General features: G+C 72.7%; 20 protein-coding genes. 15 read left to right on the forward strand and 5 right to left on the reverse strand.

Annotated elements, in window-relative coordinates; genetic code table 11:
* Positions 1–15 precede the first annotated feature (15 nt).
* The 4 genes from E2C06_RS17195 (at position 16) to E2C06_RS17210 (ending at position 4,062) form a co-directional block, all read left to right on the forward strand.
* Entirely contained in the window at positions 16–3,009 is a 2,994-nt protein-coding gene (locus E2C06_RS17195; protein ID WP_133289848.1) for a bifunctional [glutamine synthetase] adenylyltransferase/[glutamine synthetase]-adenylyl-L-tyrosine phosphorylase, read from the forward strand.
* Positions 3,006–3,482, forward strand: a complete 477-nt coding sequence (gene bcp, locus E2C06_RS17200; RefSeq protein WP_133289849.1) for a thioredoxin-dependent thiol peroxidase — start codon at positions 3,006–3,008, stop codon at positions 3,480–3,482. The genes E2C06_RS17195 and bcp overlap by 4 nt, the downstream gene beginning before the upstream one ends.
* An 89-nt stretch (positions 3,483–3,571) precedes the next feature.
* Positions 3,572–3,781 (forward strand): hypothetical protein, encoded by a 210-nt coding sequence (locus E2C06_RS17205; protein WP_133289850.1) that lies wholly within the window; start codon positions 3,572–3,574, stop codon positions 3,779–3,781.
* Between the two features lie 5 nt (positions 3,782–3,786).
* On the forward strand, positions 3,787–4,062 hold the full coding sequence (locus E2C06_RS17210) for a hypothetical protein (RefSeq protein WP_133289851.1): 276 nt from the start codon (positions 3,787–3,789) through the stop codon (positions 4,060–4,062).
* Positions 4,063–4,167: 105 nt separating this feature from the next.
* On the opposite strand, the gene E2C06_RS17215 is transcribed toward E2C06_RS17210, so the two are convergent.
* From E2C06_RS17215 to E2C06_RS17230, 4 genes are all read right to left on the reverse strand, one after another.
* On the reverse strand, positions 4,168–4,371 hold the full coding sequence (locus E2C06_RS17215; protein WP_133289852.1) for a hypothetical protein: 204 nt from the start codon (positions 4,369–4,371) through the stop codon (positions 4,168–4,170).
* 57 nt (positions 4,372–4,428) lie between these two features.
* Positions 4,429–4,728, reverse strand: coding sequence for a hypothetical protein (locus E2C06_RS17220; RefSeq protein ID WP_133289853.1), 300 nt, complete (start codon positions 4,726–4,728; stop codon positions 4,429–4,431).
* A gap of 133 nt (positions 4,729–4,861) precedes the next feature.
* Positions 4,862–5,080, reverse strand: coding sequence for a DUF3126 family protein (locus tag E2C06_RS17225; protein ID WP_133289854.1), 219 nt, complete (start codon positions 5,078–5,080; stop codon positions 4,862–4,864).
* A 99-nt stretch (positions 5,081–5,179) separates the two neighbouring features.
* Positions 5,180–5,461, reverse strand: a complete 282-nt coding sequence (locus tag E2C06_RS17230) for a BolA family protein (RefSeq protein WP_133289855.1) — start codon at positions 5,459–5,461, stop codon at positions 5,180–5,182.
* Positions 5,462–5,578: 117 nt separating this feature from the next.
* Here E2C06_RS17230 and E2C06_RS17235 point away from each other — a divergent pair, with 117 nt between their 5' ends.
* From E2C06_RS17235 to E2C06_RS17280, 10 genes are all read left to right on the forward strand, one after another.
* Positions 5,579–6,193 carry a J domain-containing protein gene (locus tag E2C06_RS17235; protein WP_133289856.1) on the forward strand — a complete coding sequence of 205 codons (615 nt, stop codon included), beginning with the start codon at positions 5,579–5,581 and terminating at the stop codon, positions 6,191–6,193.
* A 98-nt stretch (positions 6,194–6,291) separates the two neighbouring features.
* Positions 6,292–7,302, forward strand: a complete 1,011-nt coding sequence (gene cobS / locus E2C06_RS17240; RefSeq protein WP_133289857.1) for a cobaltochelatase subunit CobS — start codon at positions 6,292–6,294, stop codon at positions 7,300–7,302.
* Positions 7,303–7,429: 127 nt separating this feature from the next.
* Positions 7,430–9,298 carry a cobaltochelatase subunit CobT gene (gene cobT / locus E2C06_RS17245; protein WP_133289858.1) on the forward strand — a complete coding sequence of 623 codons (1,869 nt, stop codon included), beginning with the start codon at positions 7,430–7,432 and terminating at the stop codon, positions 9,296–9,298.
* A 7-nt stretch (positions 9,299–9,305) separates the two neighbouring features.
* Positions 9,306–10,295, forward strand: coding sequence for an esterase-like activity of phytase family protein (locus E2C06_RS17250; RefSeq protein WP_133289859.1), 990 nt, complete (start codon positions 9,306–9,308; stop codon positions 10,293–10,295).
* Positions 10,296–10,590: 295 nt separating this feature from the next.
* Complete coding sequence (locus E2C06_RS17255) at positions 10,591–11,802, forward strand: nitrate/nitrite transporter (protein ID WP_241671330.1); 1,212 nt, start codon at positions 10,591–10,593, stop codon at positions 11,800–11,802.
* A 19-nt stretch (positions 11,803–11,821) separates the two neighbouring features.
* Positions 11,822–14,296, forward strand: a complete 2,475-nt coding sequence (nirB, locus tag E2C06_RS17260) for a nitrite reductase large subunit NirB (protein WP_370451444.1) — start codon at positions 11,822–11,824, stop codon at positions 14,294–14,296.
* Between the two features lie 5 nt (positions 14,297–14,301).
* The gene (gene nirD, locus E2C06_RS17265; RefSeq protein ID WP_456305184.1) at positions 14,302–14,643 is read left to right on the forward strand and encodes a nitrite reductase small subunit NirD; all 342 of its coding nucleotides are present in this window, start codon (positions 14,302–14,304) and stop codon (positions 14,641–14,643) included.
* Positions 14,640–17,300 carry a nitrate reductase gene (locus tag E2C06_RS17270; protein ID WP_133289861.1) on the forward strand — a complete coding sequence of 887 codons (2,661 nt, stop codon included), beginning with the start codon at positions 14,640–14,642 and terminating at the stop codon, positions 17,298–17,300. The genes nirD and E2C06_RS17270 overlap by 4 nt, the downstream gene beginning before the upstream one ends.
* Positions 17,275–18,366 (forward strand): uroporphyrinogen-III C-methyltransferase, encoded by a 1,092-nt coding sequence (gene cobA, locus E2C06_RS17275; protein ID WP_241671331.1) that lies wholly within the window; start codon positions 17,275–17,277, stop codon positions 18,364–18,366. Before E2C06_RS17270 ends, cobA begins: the two co-directional genes overlap by 26 nt.
* Entirely contained in the window at positions 18,356–20,065 is a 1,710-nt protein-coding gene (locus tag E2C06_RS17280) for a bifunctional protein-serine/threonine kinase/phosphatase (protein ID WP_133289862.1), read from the forward strand. Before cobA ends, E2C06_RS17280 begins: the two co-directional genes overlap by 11 nt.
* Before the next feature lie 7 nt (positions 20,066–20,072).
* Here the strand turns inward: E2C06_RS17280 and E2C06_RS17285 are convergent, their stop codons facing one another.
* Positions 20,073–21,071 carry a Bug family tripartite tricarboxylate transporter substrate binding protein gene (locus E2C06_RS17285; protein WP_165982445.1) on the reverse strand — a complete coding sequence of 333 codons (999 nt, stop codon included), beginning with the start codon at positions 21,069–21,071 and terminating at the stop codon, positions 20,073–20,075.
* A gap of 332 nt (positions 21,072–21,403) precedes the next feature.
* Between E2C06_RS17285 and E2C06_RS17290 the strand changes: the two genes are divergently transcribed.
* Positions 21,404–22,168 carry a hypothetical protein gene (locus tag E2C06_RS17290; RefSeq protein WP_133289864.1) on the forward strand — a complete coding sequence of 255 codons (765 nt, stop codon included), beginning with the start codon at positions 21,404–21,406 and terminating at the stop codon, positions 22,166–22,168.
* Positions 22,169–22,172 lie beyond the last annotated feature (4 nt).

Genomic DNA, 22,172 nt, shown 5'->3' on the forward strand with positions numbered 1-22,172 from the left:
CTTCCCTCCGGGATCATGGCCATACCCGCATTCACGCCGGACCACCTGCCGCGCCCCTATGACCGGGAGGCCGCCGGCCGCCTCCTGCAGCAATTCACCGAGGGAGATGCCGCCGCCCGCGCGGTCGCCGCGCTGCCGGGCGGCCCGGCGCTGCTCGCCGCGCTCGGCGGCCACAGCCCCTACCTGGCGGAGCTCGCGCTGCGCGAGCCGGCGGCGCTGCTGCGGCTGGCCGAGCGCGGCCCGGACGAGGCCTTCGACCTCGCCCTGACCCCGCTGCGCCATGCCGATCCGGGCGCGGCGCGCGACGCGGTCGGGGCCATGCTGCGGCGGGTGAAGCGGCAGGCCGCGCTGATCATCGCCGCGGCCGACCTGGCCGGGCTCTGGCCGCTGGATGCCGTCACCGGCGCGCTCTCCGACCTCGCCGACGGCACCATCGACTTCGCCTGCGCCCACCTGCTGCTGGCGGCGGCCGAGCGCGGCGACCTGCGGATCGCCCGGCCGGCCAACGGTACGCGCGCCGACCCGAAGGCCGTCGGCAAGGGCAGCGGCCTCATCGTGCTCGGCATGGGCAAGCTCGGCGGGCGGGAGCTGAACTACTCCTCGGATGTCGACCTCATGGTGCTCTATGATCCGGCAGCCGCTGCCTATCACACGGATCGCGCCGGTGCCTGCTACGTCCGCCTGGCGCGCGACCTCGTGCGCCTGCTCGATGAACGCACCGCCGAGGGCTACGTCTTCCGCACCGACCTGCGATTGCGCCCGGACCCGGCGGCGACGCCGCTCGCGGTCTCGGTCAATGCGGCAATCGTCTACTACGAGAGCATGGGGCAGAACTGGGAACGCGCCGCCATGATCAAGGCCCGGCCGGTCGCCGGGGACCGGGCGCTCGGCGAGCATTTCCTGCGCGAGATCCGCCCCTTCGTCTGGCGCCGTCACCTCGATTTCGCCGCCGTGGCGGATATCCATTCCATCAAGCGGCAGATCCATGTCCACAAGGGCGCCCAGGGCGCCGGCGCGACGATCGCGTTGGCCGGGCACGACGTGAAGCTCGGACGGGGCGGCATACGCGAGATCGAGTTCACCGCCCAGGTCCTGCAACTGATCTGGGGCGGACGTGACCCCGGCCTGCGCGACCCGACCACGCTCGGCGCGCTGGCGGCGCTGGCCGGGGCCGGGCGGCTGGACCGCCGGGCGGCGGCGGACCTGGCCGATGCCTATGTCTTCCTCCGCGACCTCGAGCACCGGCTGCAGATGGTGGCCGACCGGCAGACGCACAGGCTGCCGGAGGACGCGGCGGGGCTGGCCCGCATCGCCTCCTTCATGGGCTTCCCCGACGGGGACGCCTTCGCCACCGCCTTCATGGCGCATCTCGCCCGGGTCGAGCGCCACTACGAGAGCTTCTTCGAGACCGCGCCGGCGCTGAGCGTCGAGGCGCCGGACGGCGCCAATACCGGCAACCTGGTCTTCACCGGGGTGGAGGACGATCCCGGCACGATGGCGACGCTGAAGCGGCTCGGCTTCGCCGACCCGGCCTCGGTCGGCGCCATGGTGCGGTCCTGGCACCACGGCCGGCCGCGGGCGACCCGGTCCGAGCGGGCGCGGGAGCTGCTGACCGCCTTGATGCCGACCCTGCTGGCCGCCTTCGGCCGGCAGTCCAACCCGGACCAGGCGCTGGTGCGGTTCGACACCGTGCTGTCGCGGCTGCCGGCGGGGGTCCAGCTGCTGTCCCTGCTGCACCGCAACCCGGCGCTGCTCGACCGCATCGCCTTCCTGCTGGGCGCGGCGCCGCAGCTGGCCGAGCACCTGGCGCGCAACCCGGCGGCGCTGGACGGGCTGCTGGCCGGCGGCGGGGTCTCGCCCGGCGCCGCCGACCCGGCGGCCGGGCTGCCGGCCCTGGTCAAGGATGCCCGCCACCTGGAGGAGGCGATGGATGCCGCCCGCCGGCTGGCGACGGCGCGGAAATTCGAGATCGACGCGGCGGCGCTGGAAGGCGTGATCGATGCCGACACGGCCGGCGAGCTGCGGTCCGACCTGGCCGATGCCGCCATCGCCGCGCTGCTGCCGCGCATCACGGCCGACTTCGCCGAGCGCTACGGCCGCGTCCCGGGCGGCGCGCTGGCGGTGCTGGCCATGGGCAAGCTCGGCAGTCGGGAGATGCTGCCGGGCTCCGACCTCGACCTGGTGCTGCTGTATGACCACGACCCGGAGGCGACGGGCAGCGAGGGGGGGCGGCGGTCGCTGGCGCCGTCCGAGTACTTCCTCCGCCTGGCGCCGCAGGTGGTCAGCGCCATTACCGCGCCGGGGGCGGAAGGGCGGCTCTGGGAGGTCGACATGCGGCTCAGGCCCTCCGGCAACAAGGGGCCGGTGGCGGTGCGGCTCTCGACCTTCGAGGCCTACCACATGACCGAGGCCTGGACCTGGGAGCGCATGGCGCTGACCCGGGCGCGGCCGATCGCGGGTCCCCCGGCGATGCGGCGGCGGATCGCCGAGCTGCTGCGCGCCGCGGTCACCCGGCCGGGCGCGGCGGACACCGCGCTGACGGACGCGGTGGCGATGCGCCAGCGGATGCTGCGCGACCTGCCGCCGGAGGGGCCCTGGGACCTGAAGGCGATGCCGGGCGGGCTGATCGAGGTGGAGTTCATCGCCCAGGCGCTGCAGCTCCGCCATGCCGCCGGGAACCCGAAGGTGCTGGCGACCACGACGCGCGTTGCCCTGGCCCGGCTGCGCGACGCCGGGGTGCTGCCGGCCGAGGAAGCCGCGGCGTTGATCCGTGCCGACCGGCTCTGGCGGACGGTGATCGGGTTGGTCCGGCTGACCCATGGCAGGTCGCGCGACCCGGCGCTGCCGGCGCCGGCCGCGGCGGCGCTGCTGCGCGCGACGGCGCCGTTGCTGCTCGCGCCGGCGGTTGATCTCGGCGGGTTGCGCGCACAGATGGCGGAGACGGCCAGGGTGGTCCGCGCGATCTTCGAGCGGCGGCTCGGCGCCTTGGGAACGGGGGCTGGGGAATGAGCGACGCAGGACCGATCGAGGGCGCTCCGGCGCCGGCCTTTTCCATGCCGGCCAGCGGCGGCCGGACCGTCAGCCTCGACGGGCTGAAGGGCAAGCCATTCCTGCTCTACTTCTACCCGAAGGCGGATACGCCCGGCTGCACCAAGCAGGCCTGCGGCATCCAGGAAGCCCTGCCGCAACTCGGCAAGCTCGGCCTGACGGTGATCGGGGTGAGCCCGGACAAGCTGCCGCCCATCGAGAAATTCGCCAGGAAGTACAACCTGGAATTCCCGCTGGCCTCGGACGAGGACCATGCGGTGGCCGCCGCCTATGGTACCTGGGTGGAGAAGTCCATGTACGGCAAAACATACATGGGCATGGAGCGCAGCAGCTTCCTGGTGGATGCCGCCGGCCGCGTCGCCAGGGTCTGGCGCAAGGTGAAGCCGGAGGCGCATGCCGCCGAGGTGCTGCAGGCAGCGCAGGCGTTGAAGTAGCCGTTACTGACGCGTTATTTGAAGTCTTTGCCACGCGATCTTCGCCCGCCGCGCTGCGTTCCGCTGCGGTACGAACCGCGGAGGAATACATGGCACGGACTGCGATCGCCACCCTGTTGCTGCTGACCCTGGCCGCCTGCGGCCAGACCACCGGCGGCCGCGCCGTCTCGGGCGGCCTGCTCGGCGCCGGGGCGGGTGCGGGCGTCGGCGCCCTGACCGGCGGCAACGTCGGCACCGGGGCTCTGGTGGGCGGTGGCATCGGCGCCGCGGGCGGCGCCCTGACCGCGCCGCGCCGCTGAGCCGCATGGTCACGGCAAGCCGCCGCGCCCTGCTGGCCGGGCTGGTCGGCGCCGCGGGCCTCACCGCGCCGCTGGCCGGGCCTGCGGTCGCACAGCCGCCCCCGCCGCCGGGCTGGTGGGAGAACCAGCGCCGCCGCCGCGACTACGAACGCTGGCGCGCGGCCCAATGGCGCCAGCGCGAGCAGAAGGCCCGGCGCCGGCAGGAGCAATGGCACCGCGACAGCTGGGAAGAAGAACGCGAGCGCGAGGCCTGGGCCCGGCAGCAGCGCTGGTACCGTTGAGGGCCGGGGGCGGGGTGCCGCCCCCGCCCTGGTCGCGGGCCGGGCTCACCCCGGCCCGACGCAGGCGTCCGGCCGGGGTGAGCCGCGGTCTTCCCGCACCCTGACTTAGCGGTCCTTTACCGCGTCCGGACTGGCGCCGGCATCCTCGTCGAGGTCCTGCACCAGCTCGCGCAATGCGCTCTCGTCCAGGCGCTTGGCCTGCTCGATATGCCGGTCGGCATCCTTCTCCCGGCCCTGGGCCAAGTCCTCGAGCGCTTTCTCGCCGAGGTCGCGGGCCTTCTCGTGCGCGTCGTCGGGGCGTTGCGGCATAGGGTCACCTGTCCTGTTGGGAGATCCCAGAACAGGGCTGGGCGGGCCGGGTTGCCCTCAGGCTCCCGGTGGCGGGCGCAGGGGCTTGTAGTCCTCGGTCTCGACGTCGCGGCCGAACTGGCCCTTGTCCTCCGGCAGCGTGCCGCGGCGGGGATCCTGCGCCTGGTCCTGGCCGGGCGGCATGGGATGGCTGGGGGCGCCGCGCGGGCCCATCGCCTCGTCGACCGGGGGCGGCATGGTGCCGGGCTCGCCGCCGGGCGCGCCGTCCCAGTCGGTGCCCCGCACCAGATCGAGCGGCAGGGCGCGTTCCGCGGTGCAGGAACAGACGACGGAGCCATCCGCCATCTGGTTCGGCATGGTCACCTCGTCGCAATGCGGGCAGCGCACGGCATCAAGGCGAAGCTGTTCGGGCCGAGGGCCAGGGGACGGATCAGGTTCGCTCATGCACCCATGACGCGCCGCGGCCCCTCCCGGTTCAGTCGGCCCGGGGTCAGTTGAGCTGCGACAGGTCCTCGGACAGCACGACGATCTGCACGCTGTAGGAGACCTCGCCATCCTCGGCATCGCGGTGGACGGTGCCGACGAATTCGCTGCCGACGAAGAGCTCGACGGAGGCGTTCTTGCGATTCGGGGTCGAGAGCTTGATCTGCTCGTTGCCCAGCAGCCGGCGCAGATGGGCCTGCACGGCGGCGAGTTCGGCTGGGGTCATGTCTCGGTGTCCTGCTCGGAAAGTGCGGTCCCATAGCGGCGGGGCGGGACCAGGGCTAGGCCACGGCGGCAATTCCTGCCGCCGGCGCCCCGATGAGCCTCAGGCGGCCCCGGCTTCCTCCGGCGTCTGCAGCTTCAGGGCAAGGGCGTGCAGCCCACGGCCGAACTCGGCCTCCAGCACCGCATGCACGGCACGCGAGCGGGCAACCCGGGTCATCCCGGCGAAGGCGGGACTGACGGCGAGCACGCTGTAGTGCGTTTCCCCGCCCGGGGCGGCGCCGGCATGGCCGGCATGGAGCTGGCTGTCGTCCCGGACCTCGACCTGGGCCGGCGCGAAGCTGGCCTCGAGGGTCTGCCGGATGCGGTCTGCGCGTGTGTGCATAGGCGGTTTTTCAACGGTTTCGCCGGCTTCGGCAAGGGTGCCGAGGGAGAATCCAGCCGGCTCTCCGGGCCAGGCGCTCGCCTTGCGCCGGGGCCACCCCACGCCCATAAAGCCGATATGCCCCCCCGCCGCGGCCGCACCCCCGAGCCCGATCCGGACCGGCCGCGACGTCCCTGCGACGCGCCCGGCTGTACCGCCGAAGGCGAGTTCCGCGCCCCCCGCTCCCGCTCCGCCCTGAACGATTACGTCTGGTTCTGCCTGCCGCACGTGCGGGAATACAACGCTGCCTGGGACTACTACAAAGGCATGAACCCGGCCGAGATCGAGGCCAACCTGCGCAGCGACAGCGGCTGGCAGCGGCCGACCTGGCCGCTCGGGCGGCTCGGCGGGTCCAGCCGGTTCAGCCCGGAATACCTGGCCGACCCGCTCGGGATCCTGCGCGACACCCCGCTGCATGCCCAGCGCACCCGGCCGCAGGAACAGAAGCGGGAGGCGCCGCCCGAACTGCGCGCCGCGCTCGACGTTCTGGGGCTTGCCTGGCCGGTCGAGATGCCGGCGCTCCGCGCCCGCTACAAGGAATTGGCCAAGCAACTGCATCCGGACCTGAACGGCGCCGACCGCGTCGCGGAGGAACGGATGAAGGATGTGAACCGGGCCTACAGCCTGCTGCGCCAGAAGCTCGGTGCAGGCCGGGCCACGGCGCCGGCGGAGCCCGCCGAAGCCGCCCCTTGACCCCTGCCGAAGCCGCAGGTTGGGAAATCGCCCCAGCCCGGGTAGCCTGCCGCCCAACCCTGGCCTAGTCTCACCCCAAGAACCCTGAGCGGATGCCGATGAACAAGGTCGCCACACTCGCCGAAATCCGTCCAACTTCGGCGATCGATATCCCCGACACCACCGTCAGCGCGCGCGAGGCCTTCGGGCTCGACATCGACCTGCAGGTGCCGGCCTTCTCCATGCGCACGGAACACGTGCCGGAGGTGGACCAAACCTACAAGTTCGATCGCGAGACGACGCTGGCGATCCTGGCCGGCTTCACCAACAATCGCCGGGTGATGATCCAGGGCTATCACGGCACCGGAAAATCGACCCATATCGAGCAGGTGGCGGCGCGGCTGAACTGGCCCTGCATCCGCGTCAACCTCGACAGCCACATCAGCCGCATCGACCTGATCGGCAAGGATGCGATCGTCCTGAAGGACGGCAAGCAGGTGACGGAGTTCCGCGAGGGCATCCTGCCCTGGGCGCTGCAGCACCCCTGCGCGCTGGTCTTCGACGAATACGATGCCGGCCGCCCGGACGTCATGTTCGTCATCCAGCGGGTGCTGGAGGTCGAGGGCAAGCTGACCCTGCTCGACCAGAACAAGGTGATCCGGCCGCACCCGATGTTCCGGCTCTTCGCCACGGCGAACACGGTCGGCCTCGGCGACACCACGGGCCTCTATCACGGCACGCAGCAGATCAACCAGGGCCAGATGGACCGCTGGTCGGTGGTCGCCACGCTGAACTACCTGCCGCATGCGCAGGAGACCTCGATCGTTTTGGCCAAGATGGGCGCCGACGGCTCGGACGCGAAGCTGAAGAAGCGGGTGGAGGCGATGGTGGCGCTGGCCGACCTGACCCGTGCCGGCTTCATCGCCGGCGACATCAGCACCGTCATGTCGCCGCGTACGGTCATCACCTGGGCGGAGAACGCCAAGATCTTCGGCGATGTCGGCTTCGCCTTCCGCCTCACCTTCCTCAACAAGTGCGACGAGGCGGAGCGCAGCACGGTGGCGGAATACTACCAGCGCTGCTTCAACGAGGACCTGCCGATGGGCACCTCGCTGAAGAAGGCGGGGTGAGCAACGGGGCCGTGGCCTGGCGCGGCGGCCCGTGCATGACGGGGCGGGAGGGCCTGCCGTCCCCGTCCATCGCCTGCTTCCCGGCACGCGCCATCAGGGCTGACGAGACCCCAGGGCTTACCAGACCATGTCCAAGCAAGACCTGACCCGCCAGGAAGAGTTCAAGCGCGCCACCGCCGGCACGCTGCGCGCCATCGCGCATGCCAATGCCGAGGTGCAGGTGGCCTTCCAGCCCGGCCCGGGCGGCGTCGCCGGCAAGCGCGTCCGCCTGCCGCTGCCGACACGCGCCCTGCCGCCGGCCGAGATGGCCAAGCTGCGCGGCGCGGCGGACGCCGCCGCGCTCCGCATCCGGCACCATTCGGAAGCCGTCCACAGCGCCCGCCTGCCGCAGCGGCGGGAAGCGAAGGAGGTCTTCGACGCACTCGAGGACGTCCGGGTCGAGGCCGTCGGCAGCAAGCACATGTCGGGCGTCGCCGCCAACCTCCGTGCCCGCCTGAACGATCAGTGCGAGACCGAGGGCTACGACCGGATGACGCGGAAGGACCAGCTGCCGCTGCCCGCCGCGCTGTCCCTCCTCGCACGAGAACGCATCTCCGGCGAGCCGGCGCCCGAGGCTGCCCGCCGCGTGCTCGACCTTTGGCGCGACACGATCGGCGAACAGGCCGACGTGGCCCTGGCCGAGATGGCCGGCACCACCGACGACCAGGACGCCTTCGGCCGCGCCGCCCGCAAGCTGCTCACCGCGCTCGACCTGGCCGAGGCCGAGGTCGAGGCGGAATCCGAGGAGCAGGAGGACGGCGAGGAGAGTGGCGAGCAATCCACCCAGCAGGACCAGTCCGGCGAGGGCGAGGCCCAGGCGCAGGACCAGGAGAGCATGCTGGGCGCCCAGCCCGAGACCATGCAGGGCGAGGCCTCGGACGAGGAGGTCGAGGAGGCCGAGGACGAGGGCGCCGCCGCCGAGGGCGACGACAAGCCGGGCGGGCCGCAGCAGCGGAAGGAGGTCCCGCAGACCGACGACGCCAGCCGCTACCACCCCTTCACCACGCAGTTCGACGAGATCGTTGAGGCCGACGAGCTCTGCGACCCGGAGGAGCTGGGCCGGCTGCGCCAGCAGCTTGACCAGCAGCTGTCCCACCTGCAGGGCGTCGTCTCGAAGCTGGCCAACCGGCTGCAGCGCCGGCTGCTGGCGCAGCAGCAGCGCGCCTGGGAATTCGACCTCGAGGAGGGGACGCTGGACGCAGCCCGCCTCGCCCGCATCATCGCCAACCCGCTGCTGGCGCTGACCTACAAGCGGGAGCGGGAAGCGGACTTCCGCGACACCGTCGTCTCCCTGCTGATCGACAATTCGGGCTCCATGCGCGGCCGCCCTATCACCGTGGCCGCCATGTGCTCCGACATCCTGGCCCGGACGCTGGAGCGCTGCGCGGTGAAAACCGAGATCCTCGGCTTCACCACCCGCGCCTGGAAGGGCGGCCAGAGCCGCGAGCGCTGGGTGCAGGAAGGCAAGCCGCGCAACCCGGGGCGGCTGAACGACCTGCGCCACGTGGTCTACAAGGCGGCCGACGCGCCCTGGCGGCGGGCCCGCAAGAACCTCGGGCTGATGCTGCGCGAGGGCCTGCTGAAGGAGAACATCGACGGCGAGGCGCTGGAATGGGCCTACAAGCGCATCCGCAACCGGCCGGAGCACCGCCGCATCCTGATGGTGATCTCCGACGGTGCGCCGGTCGACGACAGCACGCTCTCGGTCAATCCGGGCAATTACCTGGAACGCCACCTCCGTAAGGTGATTGGCGACATAGAAGGTCGCGGCGACGTTGAATTGATTGCCATTGGCATCGGTCATGATGTTACCCGCTACTACCGGCGCGCCGTCACCATCGTGGACGCCGAGGAGCTTGGCGGGACCATGATGAAGAAGCTGGCCGAATTGTTCGACGAGGACGCTGCCGAAGCCTGGCAGCGGGCCGCCACGGAACGCGCCGCGCTCGTCGCCTGACCCTGTCATGACGAAGCATCCCGGCGGCCCCTGGCGCCGCCGGTCCCTGCTGGCGGCCGGCTTCGGCGCGCTGGCCACCGCGGCCTGCGTCCGGGGCGGCTTCGCCCAGGGCGTGCCGGCCAAGCCCCTGCCGTTCGCCCCGCTGCCACCCGGCAGTCGGCTGGAACTGCTCGGCGGGATCGAGATCTCCGACGAGGCGCTGGGCTTCGGCGGCCTGTCGGCCCTGCACCTCGATGCCGACCTGCGGGTCACCGCCATCAGCGACCTGGCGTATTGGATGACCGCGCGGATCGAATTGCGCGACGGCCGCCCGGTCGGGCTGTCCGGCCTGCGCAGCGGGCCGCTCGGCGACGGCGCCGGCCAGCCGCTGCCGCGCGGCTACAGCGGCGATGCCGAAGCGCTGGCCCGGCTGCCCGACGGGACCTGGCTGGTAGGGTTCGAGCGCTGGCACCGCATCCGCGCCTATGCGCGGATCGACGGGCCGGGCGTCTATGTCCAGGCCCCGCCGGGGCTGGAGCAGGCGGGCGGCAATGGCGGGCTGGAATCCCTTGCCGTGCTGGCGAATGGCCGAATCCTGGCGATCACCGAGGCGATGAGCGTGGCCGGCCAGCCCGGCGTGGTGCGCGCCTGGCTCGGCGGCCCGCCCGGCGAATGGCAGGCCATGGCCTATCGCCCTGGGGAGGACCTGAGCCCGGCGGATGCCGCGCCGCTGCCGGATGGCGGCGCGCTGGTGCTGGAGCGCAGCTTCTCGCTCTTCGGCGGCTTCGGCGGGCGGCTGGTGCGGATACCGGCCGCGGCGCTGCAGGCGGCCGGGCCGGGGACGGTGCTGAAGGGAGAGGAGATCCTCCGCATCGCCGCACCCCTGCCGGTCGACAACTTCGAGGGCGTCAGCGCCGTGCGGGTCGGCGGGCGGACCTTGGTGGCGATGATATCGGACGACAACCAGAACCTGCTGCAGCGGACCATGCTGCTGCTCTTCGTGCTGGCGGACGATTGAGCCGCAGCATCCAGGCTGGCCTGCCTAATTTTAATGCTTTAATGGCTGTTGTTTAAGCATTTCCGAGATGATCTTCGGAAAAGCTTCGAAAAACAGCATTGAATAAAGTCAGGGCAGGCTGCTAACAAGCTTGGGCCGGCACCGGCGGGGCAGCCCCGATCCGATGCTGCCGGCCCTGGCTCCCCCCAATGGCGGGTGGAGCCAAGCAGCGGGACGGCCCGACGTCGTCCCAGTGCAGGACCTGCGGGCCAAAGGCGGCCTGCGCGCGGAGAGACGCTCCGCGGAGACCTTCACCGTGAACCAGGGCTTCCTGAAGGCGGGGCATCTGCCCACCCTGATCGCCGCATTCCTTTATTTCGACGTTTCCTTCATGGTCTGGGTGCTGCTCGGCCCGCTCGCGGTGCAGATCGCCGCCGACCTGCACCTCTCGGCCGCGCAGAAGGGGCTGATGGTCGCGGTGCCGGTGCTGGCGGGCGCGCTGCTGCGGGTGGTCAACGGCGTGCTGGTCGACCGGATCGGGCCGAAGCGCACCGGCGCCATCGGCCAGGTGCTGGTCATCGCCGGCCTCGGCGCCGCCTGGTGGTTCGGCGTCTCGACCTTCGCCCAGGTCCTGCTGGTCGGCATCGCCCTCGGCGTCGCCGGCGCGGCCTTCGCCGTCGCCCTGCCGCTGGCGTCGCGCTGGTATCCGCCGGAGCACCAGGGCACCGCGCTCGGCATCGCCGGTGCCGGCAACTCCGGCACCGTCTTCGCCGCGCTCTTCGCCCCCGGCCTCGCCCTGGCCTTCGGCTGGAACAACGTGCTCGGCCTCGCCGCCCTGCCGCTGATCGCGGTGCTCGGCCTCTATCTGCTGCTGGCGAAGGACGCGCCGAACGGCCCGGCGGCGAAGTCGATGGCCGAATACGCCTCCGTCCTGCGCAACCCCGACGCTTGGTGGTTCATGTTCTTCTACGCCGTCACCTTCGGCGGCTTCGTCGGGCTGGCGGCCTCGCTGACCATCTACTTCAACGACGTTTACGGGCTGAGCCCGGTGGTCGCCGGCTACTTCACCGCCGCCTGCGTCTTCGCGGGTTCGCTGGTCCGCCCGATCGGCGGCGCGCTGGCCGACCGCATCGGCGGCGTCCGCTCGCTGTCCGTGATGTACGCCGTCGCCGCGATCGCCCTCGGCATCGTCTCGCTCGGCCTGCCGAATGCCTGGATGGCGCTGGCGGTCTTCGTCCCCGCCATGCTGGCGCTCGGCATGGGCAACGGCGCGGTGTTCCAGCTGGTGCCGCAGCGCTTCCGCGCCGAGATCGGCGTGATGACCGGCCTGGTCGGCATGACGGGGGGCATCGGCGGCTTCTACCTCGCCTCCTCGCTCGGCCTCTCGAAGCAGTACACGGCCTCCTACCAGGCCGGCTTCCTGGTGTTTGCCGCGCTGGCCGCCCTCGCCCTCGTTGGCCTCACCACGGTGAAGCGCCGCTGGCGCACCACCTGGGGCGCCGCCGCCGTCACCACCGCCCGCATCTGACGCCGAAGGATCATCCGCCATGAACATGATGTCCCCCCAGCGTCAGCGCCTCGTCGTCATCGGCAACGGCATGGCCGGCATGCGCACGGTCGAGGAGCTGCTGAAGCGCGCGCCGCAGCGCTACGAGATCACCGTCTTCGGCGCCGAGCCGCACCCGAACTACGACCGCATCGCGCTCTCCTCGGTGTTGGCCGGGGAGAAGACGCTCGAGCAGATCGTCATCAACAGCCGGGAGTGGTACGCCGAGAACGACATCCGCCTGATCGCCGGCGACCCGGTGGTGAGCGTCGACCGGCTGGAGCGGACGGTGACCTCGGCTTCCGGCATCACGGTGGGCTACGACCGGCTGCTGCTGGCGACGGGATCGAAGCCGCTGGCGCCGCCGATCCCGGGCCTCGGCCTGCCCGGCACCTGCGCGTTCCGCGACATCAATGATGTCGAGCAGATGCTGGCCGCTGCCGCGACCCACAAGCGCGCCTGCGTCATCGGCGGCGGGCTGCTCGGGCTGGAAGCCGCCTGGGGCCTGAAGCGGCGCGGCATGTCGGTGGCCCTCGTCCACCTGATGCCGACCCTGATGGAGCGGCAGCTCGACATCGCGGCGGGGACGCTGCTGCAGCGCGACCTCGACCGGCGCGGCATCGCCTTCTTCACCAATGGCCAGACCGAGGAGATCACCGGCACCGACCGCGCCACCGGCGTGAAGCTGGCTGACGGGCGGGAGATCGAGGCCGACCTGGTGGTCGTCGCGATCGGCATCCGGCCCAACATCGACCTCGGCCGCGCCATGGGCCTCGAGGTCAACCGCGGCATCGTCGTCGACGACGGCATGCGCAGCAGCGAGGACCCGAACGTCTTCGCGGTCGGCGAGTGCATCGAGCACCGCGGCGCGGTCTTCGGCCTGGTCGCGCCGATCTGGGAACAAGCCAAGGTCTGCGCCGCGCAGCTGGCGGGCGACGAGGACGCCGCCTACGTCACCCCCGCGCTGTCGACGCGCCTCAAGATCACCGGCATCGACGTCTTCTCGGCCGGTGCCCTCAACGCGGCGGACGAGGCCGACGAGGAGATCACCTTCGCCGACGCCGCCCGCGGCGTCTACCGCAAGCTGGTGCTGCGGGAGAACAAGCTGGTCGGCGCCGTGATGTACGGCGACGTCGCCGACGGCGGCTGGTATTTCCAGATGCTGCGCGAGGGCGCGGATGTCTCGGCCATGCGGGACACCCTCATCCTCGGCCGCGCCGTCGCCACCGCGGCACTCGGCACCGCGGCGCCGGACCCGCATGCTGCCGTGGCGGCGCTGGCCGACAGCGCCGAGATCTGCGGCTGCAACGGCGTCTGCAAGGGGAAGATCAGCGCCACCATCTCCGAGCTCAAGCTGACCACGCTGGACGCGGTGCGGGCGCATACAAAGGCCAGCGCCTCGTGCGGCTCCTGCACCCCGCAGGTGGAGAGCCTGCTGGCCATCGCGCTGGGCGGCGAGGTTCAGAAGCCGGCCGGCGAGAAGCCGATGTGCAAGTGCACCACCCGCGGGCACGACTTCGTCCGGAAGGCGATTATCGCCGAGGAGATCAAGTCGATCCCCGAGATCATGCGGCGGCTCGGCTGGGAGAAGCCGGAAGGCTGCGCCTCCTGCCGCCCGGCGCTGAACTACTACCTGCTCTGCGCCTGGCCGGGCGAATACGTGGACGACGCGCAGTCCCGCTTCGTCAACGAGCGCATGCACGCGAACATCCAGAAGGACGGTACCTATTCCGTCGTCCCGCGCATGTGGGGCGGGCTGACCAGCGCGAAGGAACTGCGCGCCCTGGCCGACGTGGCCGACAAGTACAACGTGCGCGAGGTGAAGGTCACCGGCGGCCAGCGCATCGACCTGTTCGGGGTGAAGCGGGAGGACCTGCCGGCGGTCTGGCGGGACCTCAATGCCGCCGGCATGGTCAGCGGCCATGCCTATGCCAAGGGGCTGCGCACGGTGAAGACCTGCGTGGGGTCCACCTGGTGCCGCTTCGGCACCCAGGACAGCACCACGATGGGCGTGAAGCTGGAGAAGATGACCTGGGGCTCCTGGCACCCGCACAAGGTCAAGCTCGCGGTCTCCGGCTGCCCGCGCAACTGCGCCGAGGCGACGATCAAGGATTTCGGCGTCGTTGCCGTGGACAGCGGCTGGGAGCTGAGCGTCGGCGGCAATGGCGGCATCCATGTCCGCGCCACCGACAAGCTCTGCAAGGTGGAGACCGAGGCCGAGGTCCTGGAACATTGCGGCGCCTTCCTGCAGCTGTACCGGGAGGAGGCCCGATACCTCGAGCGCACCGCCCCCTGGGTGCAGCGCGTCGGCATCGACTACGTGAAACAGCGGATCGTCGAGGACGCCGAGGGCCGCCGCGCGCTGCACGCGAAGTTCCTCCACGCCCAGCAATTCGCGCAGATCGATCCCTGGGCCGAGCGCGCCGCCGGCGGTGCCCCCGCCGAGCCCTTCAAGACCCTGGTTCCCGCGGAGTGACCGAGATGGACGGCATGACCCAGGCATCCCGCTGGACCGTCATCGGCCAGCTCGGCGAAATCCCCCGCCAGGGCGCGCGGGTGGTCGCGACGGCGGTCGGCGACATCGCGGTCTTCCGCGCGCTGGACGACAGCGTCTTCGCGGTGGAGGACAGCTGCCCGCACAAGGGCGGCAAGCTCAGCCAGGGCATCGTGCACGGCCATGCCGTCACCTGCCCGCTGCACAGTTGGGTCATCGACCTGCAGTCCGGCGAGGCCGCGGCGCCCGATGTCGGCTGCGCCCGGCGCTTCGCGGTGCGCGTCGAGGACGGGCGGGTGCTGCTCTCGGTGCCGGGCGCGGCGTCATGACCGGCGCCGTCCGGACCACCTGCCCCTATTGCGGCGTCGGCTGCGGGGTCCTGGCGCAGAAGGACGGCACGCTGCGCGGCGACCCGGCGCATCCCGCGAACAAGGGCCGGCTCTGCGTGAAGGGCGCGGCACTGGGCGAGACGCTCGACAACAACGGCCGGCTGCTGCACCCGATGGTGGGCGGCGCGCGCGCATCCTGGGATAGTGCGCTGGACCTGGTGGCGGAGCGCTTCCGCGCCACCATCGCGGAACACGGACCTGACGCGGTCGCCTTCTACGTCTCCGGCCAGTGCCTGACGGAGGACTACTACGTCGCCAACAAGCTGATGAAGGGCTTCATCGGCAGCGGCAACATCGACACCAACTCGCGCCTCTGCATGGCATCCTCCGTCGCCGGCCATACCCGCGCCTTCGGCGCCGACGTGGTGCCCGGCGTCTACGAGGACCTGGAGGAAGCCGACCTCGTCGTCCTCGTCGGCAGCAACCTCGCCTGGTGCCACCCGGTGCTGCACGGAAGGCTGCAGGCGGCGCGGGGCGAGCGCGGCACGAAGCTCGTCGTCATCGACCCGCGCGGCACCGCCACCTCCTCCGGCGCCGACCTGCACCTGGCCCTCGCGCCGGGCTCGGACGTCGCGCTCTTCGCCGGGCTGCTCGCGCATCTCGCTGGCACCGGCCGGGTGGACCAGGCCTGGGTCGCCGCGCATGCGACCGGCTTCGATGCTGCGCTGGCCACGGCGCGCGAGGCCGCGCCGACCCTGGAGCGCGTGGCGGAGCTGACCGGCCTCGCGCCCGCGGACATCGCCCGCTTCTACGCGCTGTTCGCCGCGACCGAGCGCAGCGTCACCGTCTACAGCCAGGGCGTGAACCAGTCGGCGGCCGGGACGGACAAGGCCAACGCCATCCTCAACTGCCACCTGGCGACCGGCCGCATCGGCCGCCCCGGGATGGGGCCCTTCAGCGTCACCGGCCAGCCGAATGCCATGGGCGGGCGGGAGGTCGGCGGCCTCGCCAACCAGCTCGCCGCGCATATGCGCTTCGACACCCCGGGCGCGCCGGACCGCCTCCGCCGCTTCTGGGACGCGCCGAACCTGGCGACGCGGCCCGGCCTCAAGGCGGTCGAGCTGTTCGAGGCCATGCTCTCCGGCCGCGTCAAGGCGGTCTGGATCATGGCGACCAACCCGGCCGACAGCCTGCCGCGTGCGGATCGCGTGCGCGCGGCGCTGGCGGCCTGCCCCTTCGTCGTGGTGTCCGACTGCTGGGAGACGGATACGACGCGCCTTGCCGATGTCCTGCTGCCCGCCGCCGGCTGGGGCGAGAAGTCCGGCACTGTCACCAATTCCGAACGCCGCATCTCCCGCCAGCGTCCCTTCCGCACCGCGCCGGGCGAGGCGCGCGCCGATTGGTGGATGCTGGCCGAGGTCGGCCGCCGCATGGGCTGGGCGAAGCACTTCGCCTGGGAAGCGCCGGCCGCGGTCTTCCGCGAGCACGCCGCGCTCTCGGCCTTCGAGAACGACGGCACCCGGACCTTCGACATCGGCGCCATGGCGACGCTCGACGAGGCCGGCTACGCGACGATGCAGCCCTTCCGCTGGCCGCTGCCCGCCGGCGCAAGGCAGGAAGGCGGCCGCCTCTTCGCCGAGGGCGGCTTCCCGACGCCGGACGGCCGCGCGCGCCTGGTGCCGACGCCCTTCCGTGGCCTCGCCGCCGCGCCCGACGCTGCCTTCCCCTTGCTGCTGAACACCGGCCGGCTGCGCGACCAGTGGCACACCATGACGCGCACCGGCCTGGTGCCGCGTCTGTCAGACCATGCGCCGGTGCCAAGCGCCACGCTCGCGCCGGCCGATGCGGCGCGGCTCGGCGCCGCGCCGGGCGGGCTGCTGCGCCTCGCCTCGCCGCATGGGGAGGCGGTGCTGCGCGCCGCCATCGATGCCGGCCAGCGCGAAGGCGAGGTCTTCGTGCCGATGCACTGGACCGATGCCTTCACCTCCGCCGGTCCCATCGGCCGGCTGGTCGGCGCGGCAATCGATCCCGTCTCCGGCCAGCCGGAGCTGAAGGCGACGCCGCTGCGGGCCGAGGCGGTGCCGGTCCGCTGGCGCGGCCTGCTGCTGCACCGGACCGCGACCCGCCCGGCGGAGCCCGGCCTGCACTGGTCGCGCGTCCCGGTCGCCGCCGGCCATCTGCTGGAACTCACTGGCGCCGAGCCGCTGCCGGCCGAGATCGCCCCGCTGGTCGACCGCCTGCGCGCCGCCCCCGCCGGTGCCGAGCAGATCCACATCGCCGATCCCGCGCGCGGGTCCTGGCGCTTCGCCACGCTGCTGGACGGCCGCGTCGAATCCTGCCTCTTCCTGCAGCGGGAGGGCGGGCGCGCCAGCCTGCCGTCCGGCGCCGCACTGGCCGCGCTGCTGGACGGGCTGGTGGCGGAGGCCGCGCGGCCCGGGCTGCTGGCCGGGCGGGCGCTTTCGGCGAAGCCGGCCGAGCGGAATGTCTGCGCCTGCTTCGGCGTCGGCGTCGCCACGATCCGCGCGGCGATCCTCGACCGCCGCATGACCACCGTCGCCGAGATCGGCGCCGCGCTCAGCGCCGGCACCAATTGCGGCTCCTGCGTTCCGGAATTGCGGGAGATCCTGCGCGATGCCCATGCCGATGCCGCGGCCTGACGCCATGGCGACCTTCACCGTCTCGCTCGACCTGACCGATGCGCCGGTCCTGCTCGTCGGCGGCGATCGTACCACCGCCGAATCACTGCTCGCCGCCGGCGCGTTGTTGCGCGTCGTCGATCCCGCGCCGGACCTGGCGCCGGCGGATCGCCTCTCGCTGCACCGCCGCGGCTTCCTGCCGGGGGACCTCGACGGTGTCCGGCTTTGCGTCGTCGCGCTGGACGGCGCGGCGGGCGATGCCGTCACCGACTCGGCCCGCGCGCGCGGCGTGCTGGTCAATGCCGTCGCCGCGCCGGCGCCCGCGGCGCGCGGCCATGCCAGCCTGGTCGGCGCCGGCCCGGGCGACCCGGAGCTGCTGACGGTGAAGGCGGTGCGCGCGCTGCGCTCGGCCGATGTCGTGCTCTACGACAAGCTGATCGACCCGCGCGTGCTCGACCTCGCCCCGGCCCGCGCCCGGCGCATCGATGTCGGCAAGCGCTGCGGCCGGCACGCGATGAGCCAGGCGGCGATCAACCGCCTGCTGGTCGAGCAGGTTCGCCGCGGCGGCCATGTGGTGCGGCTGAAGGGCGGCGATCCCTTCGTCTTCGGCCGCGGCGGGGAAGAGCTGGAGGCGCTGCGCGAGGCCGGCGCCGCGGTCGAGGTGGTGCCGGGCATCACCGCGGCGCTCGCCGCCGCGGCGCGGCTGCGGATGCCGCTGACGCATCGCGGCACCTCCCGCAGCCTGCACCTCATCACCGCGCATGGCCGCGACGCGGAAGGCGTGCCGCAGCACGACTGGCGCGCGCTCGCCGCGGCCGGCGGGACGCTGGCGGTCTACATGGGCGCGCGCACCCTGCCGAAGGTGGCAGAGGCGCTGCTGGCCGCCGGCATGCCGGCCGCGACGCCCGCCATCGCGGTCGAGAATGCCACCCTGCCGAACGAGCGCCGCATCCGCCGGACGCTCGCCGACATCGCCGCGGCGGTGGCCGAGGCGGGCGTCGAGGGTCCGACGCTGACGCTGATCGGCGGTGTCGCGGCGCTGGCCGAGGACACGGCGCTGCCGCAGCCGGAGCGGGATGCCGCCTGACATCGTCTCCCCACCGCGCGGCCGGCTGGAACTCCGCCTCGGCATCTGCTCCGAACGCGGCGGCCGCGCGCGGAACGAGGATTTCGCCGCCGCCTGGCTGGGCGAGTCGGGGCGCCGCGGCGCCATCGCGGCGCTTGCCGATGGCATCGGCGGTGCCAAGGGCGGCCGCGTCGCGGCGGAACTCGCGGTTCGCGGGCTGATCGACGGGCTGCTCGGCCAATCCGAGGCGCTCGGCGTCCGCAAGACCGCCGGCCGGGCGATTGAGGCGCTGAACGGCTGGGTCCATGCCAAGGGCCGGACCGACCCGGACCTCGCCGGCATGGGCTGCACGCTGACCGCGGTGGTGCTGCGGGGACGGCGGATGCATGTGCTGCATGTCGGCGACAGCCGGCTGTACCGCTTGCGCGATGGCGTGCTGGCGCGGCTGACCACCGACCACGCGCAGCCCGGCACGCATGCGCTGACGCGGGCGATCGGCGCGGCGGAGAGCGTGCGGGTGGATTACGCCGAGTCCGCGGCGCGGCCGCATGACCGGCTGCTGCTGTGCAGCGACGGCGTGCATGGCGGCCTGTCCGACGCGGTGGTGGCCGTCGAGCTCGGCCGCCGCGGCGCGCCGGAGGATGCCGCCCGCCGGCTGGTGGAGGCCGCGCTCGCCACCTCGGTCGGCGACAATGCCACCGCGCTGGTGCTCGACCTGCTGGACCTGCCGGCGCCGGACCGCGCCGACCTGGAAGCGGCGATCGATGCGCGGCCGATCGCCCCGCCGCCGCGGCGCGGCGCCACCATCGACGGCTATGCGCTGGACGAGATGCTGGCGGACAGCCGCACCAGCCGCGTCTTCCGCGGCCGCGACACGCTGTCCGCCGAGGGCCGCGCCGTGGTGCTGAAATTCCCGAAGCCCGGCACCGCCGCCGAGGCCAGCTTCCGCCAGGCCTACCTGCGCGAGTCCTGGATCGCCGCCCGCATCCGCAGCCCGCATCTGGGCGAGGTGCTGGAGCCGCCGCCCGAGCGCGCCTCCCGCCTCTACGCCGTCATGCCGCATTACGGCGGGGAGACGCTGGAGCGCCGCATCCTGCGCGGCCCGCCGATCGCGCTGCTGCCGGGGCTCGAGATCGCCGCCGCGCTCTGCAAGGCGGTCGCGGCGCTGCACCGCGCCGGCGTCGTCCACCGCGACATCAAGCCGGACAACGTCATCCTGCAGCCCGGCGGCGGCGTGCGGCTGATCGACCTCGGCGTCGCGCGGCTGCCGCAGCTCGAGGAATTCGCGGCCGCCGACATCCCGGGCACGCCGAGCTTCATGGCGCCGGAGCTGCTGGCCGGCGCATCGGCGGGCGACGAAAGGTCCGACCTCTATGCCCTCGGCGTCACGCTCACCCGGCTGTTCTCCGGCGCCTATCCCTACGGGGAGGTCGATGCCTTCTCCCGCCCGCGCTTCGGTGCGCCGGCATCCCTGCTGTCGCGCCGCCCCGACCTGCCGGCCTGGCTGGACCAGGTGCTGGCGCGCGCCGTGGCGGTGGCGCCGGAGGAGCGCTTCGGCGATGCGGTGGAGATGCTCTTCGCGCTGGAACGCGGCATGGCCGGCGGTGCCCCGGCCCGGCCGCGCCCGCGGTCGCTGCACGACCGCGACCCGTTGCTGTTCTGGCGCGTGGTCTCGGCGCTGCTGGCGCTGCTGCTGCTGCTGTCCTGGGCGCTGCCGTAGCCCCGCGTCACTCCAGCTTCAGGTCCAGCCGGCCGATGACGTCGCGCAGCACCGCGACGCCCGATTGCAGCCGTGCCCGGAATTCCTCCGGCGTCTCCGGCGCCGGCGGCACGCCCTGGCCGACGAGCCAGTCGCGCATCGCCGGCTCGGCGATGATGCGGCCGATCTCGGCATTCAGCCGGGCGACGATGGCGGGCGGCGTGCCGGCCGGGGCGAAGACGCCGAGGCCTTCCTCCAGCCAGACTTTGCCGAGCCCGGCCTCGGCCATCGTCGGCACCTCGGGCAGGGCGGCGAAGCGGGTCGGCGCCGCCACCGCCAGCGGCCGCAGCGTGCCGCCCAGCACATGTGCCTGCGCCAGCGACCAGGAGGCGAACATGGCGTCGAGCCGCCCGGCCAGCAGTTCCGGCACGGCCTGGCCGCCGCCGCGGAAGGGAACATGCGTCATGCTCACGCCGGCCGTGGCGTTGATCTGCTCGATCGCCAGGTGGAAGGAGGAGCCAACGCCGATGCTGGCGAAGTTCAGCGTGCCGGGACGGGCCCTCGCCTGCGCCAGCAGTTCCGGCACGGCCCCGACGCCGAGCGAGGGCCGGGTCAGCAGCAGCACGGTCAGCGCGCCGACCGGCGAGACCGGCACGAGGTCCCGCTCCGGGTCGAAATCCAGCGGCCGCCGCGCCGCCGCGGCGATGACCAGGCCGGAGGTGGCGCAGAACAGCAGGCTGTGCCCGTCCGGCGCCGACTTGGCGATGGCCGAGGCGGCGATGTTGCCGCCGGCGCCGCCGCGGTTCTCCACCACCACCGGCCTGCCGAGCGCGGCGCCGAGCTTCTCGCCCAGCCGACGGGCGATGGCATCGGTGCTGGCGCCGGGCGGGAAGCAGACGGTGATGGTGACGGGGCGGTTGGGGTAGCCGGCCGCCGGCGCCTGGGCGCGCAGCGTCGGCGCGGCGAGCAGCAGCGCAGCCAGCAGCATCAGGCAAGGGCGCAGCCGTCCATGGCGTCCCGGTTGCATGCGCGTCCCCCCGATACCTTTCCCGCAGCCTAGGGCAGATCGCGGGTGGGTGTGAACGCCCAGGCCAGGTGGCACTGCCCCTCGGGCAGACCGCCGTGGCGTCGGCCTGCCGGGACGGGCAGGCCGGTCGCCCGACTTGTCCCGGCCCGCGACTGCCGACATAGTCGGCCCGGGAAGGGGCAAGGCCGCGGCCAGGGCCCAGAGCAGATCCCGATTCGTGGAGTCACCGGATCGGGCAAAGATGCTCGCAAAAGCAAGCAGCTGGAGTGGTTGCCGTGAGCCAGGGCGAACGGAAACCGCTCTGGCCCGTCGTTCAAGCAAAGGGAAAGCCCATGCCCATGCTCGCATCCGGGGAGGCCGCCCAGGCCAGCCGCCGCGCCATCGTCTCGAACGGCGTCGATGCCCACCTGACCACCTTCATCGGCGCCAACCGCTACATGGCCAGCGAGGCACCGCCGCCAGGGCCGGAGACGGTCTACCCGATGGCCTTCCTGGTGGAGCAGCCGGCGGGGTCGGTCGTCGATTCCCACTTCCACGAGGCCAACCAGTTCCAGCTCGTCGTTGCCGGCAGCGGCATGCTCGGCACCCATGCCGTGCAACCGGTCTCGGTGCACTACAGCAACGCCTTCAGCGCCTATGGCCCGATCACCGCAGGGGAGGCAGGGCTGCAATACCTGACGCTCCGCAACGGCTACGACCGCGGCGCGCGCTATCTGCCGGCAGCGCGGGAAGAGTTGCGTGGGGTGCGGCGCCGCTTCCGCCAGGCGATGGCCGATGCCGGGCCGCCCGGTGCGCCGCCGGAGCAGCCGGCGACAGAGACCCTGCTGGCCGAGACGCCGGACGGGCTCGGCGCCTGGCGGCACCGGCTGCCGCCGGGAGCCGCGCTGCGCGGGCCGGACCCGGCGGAGGGCGATGGGCAGTTCTGGGTGGTGACCGGCGGCGCGTTGCGCGCCGCCGATGGCGCGCTGCTGCCGGCGCTGTCCTGCGCCTTCGTGGGGCCGGAGGAGGCGTCCTTTGCCGTGACGGCGGGCGAGGACGGGCTTGAAGTGGTGGTGATGCAGTATCCGCGCGGGCGGGACCACGTCGCGGCGGGGTGAAGCA

The organism is Dankookia rubra, assembly GCF_004355005.1.
In the GTDB taxonomy this organism is placed as follows: domain Bacteria; phylum Pseudomonadota; class Alphaproteobacteria; order Acetobacterales; family Acetobacteraceae; genus Paracraurococcus; species Paracraurococcus ruber_A.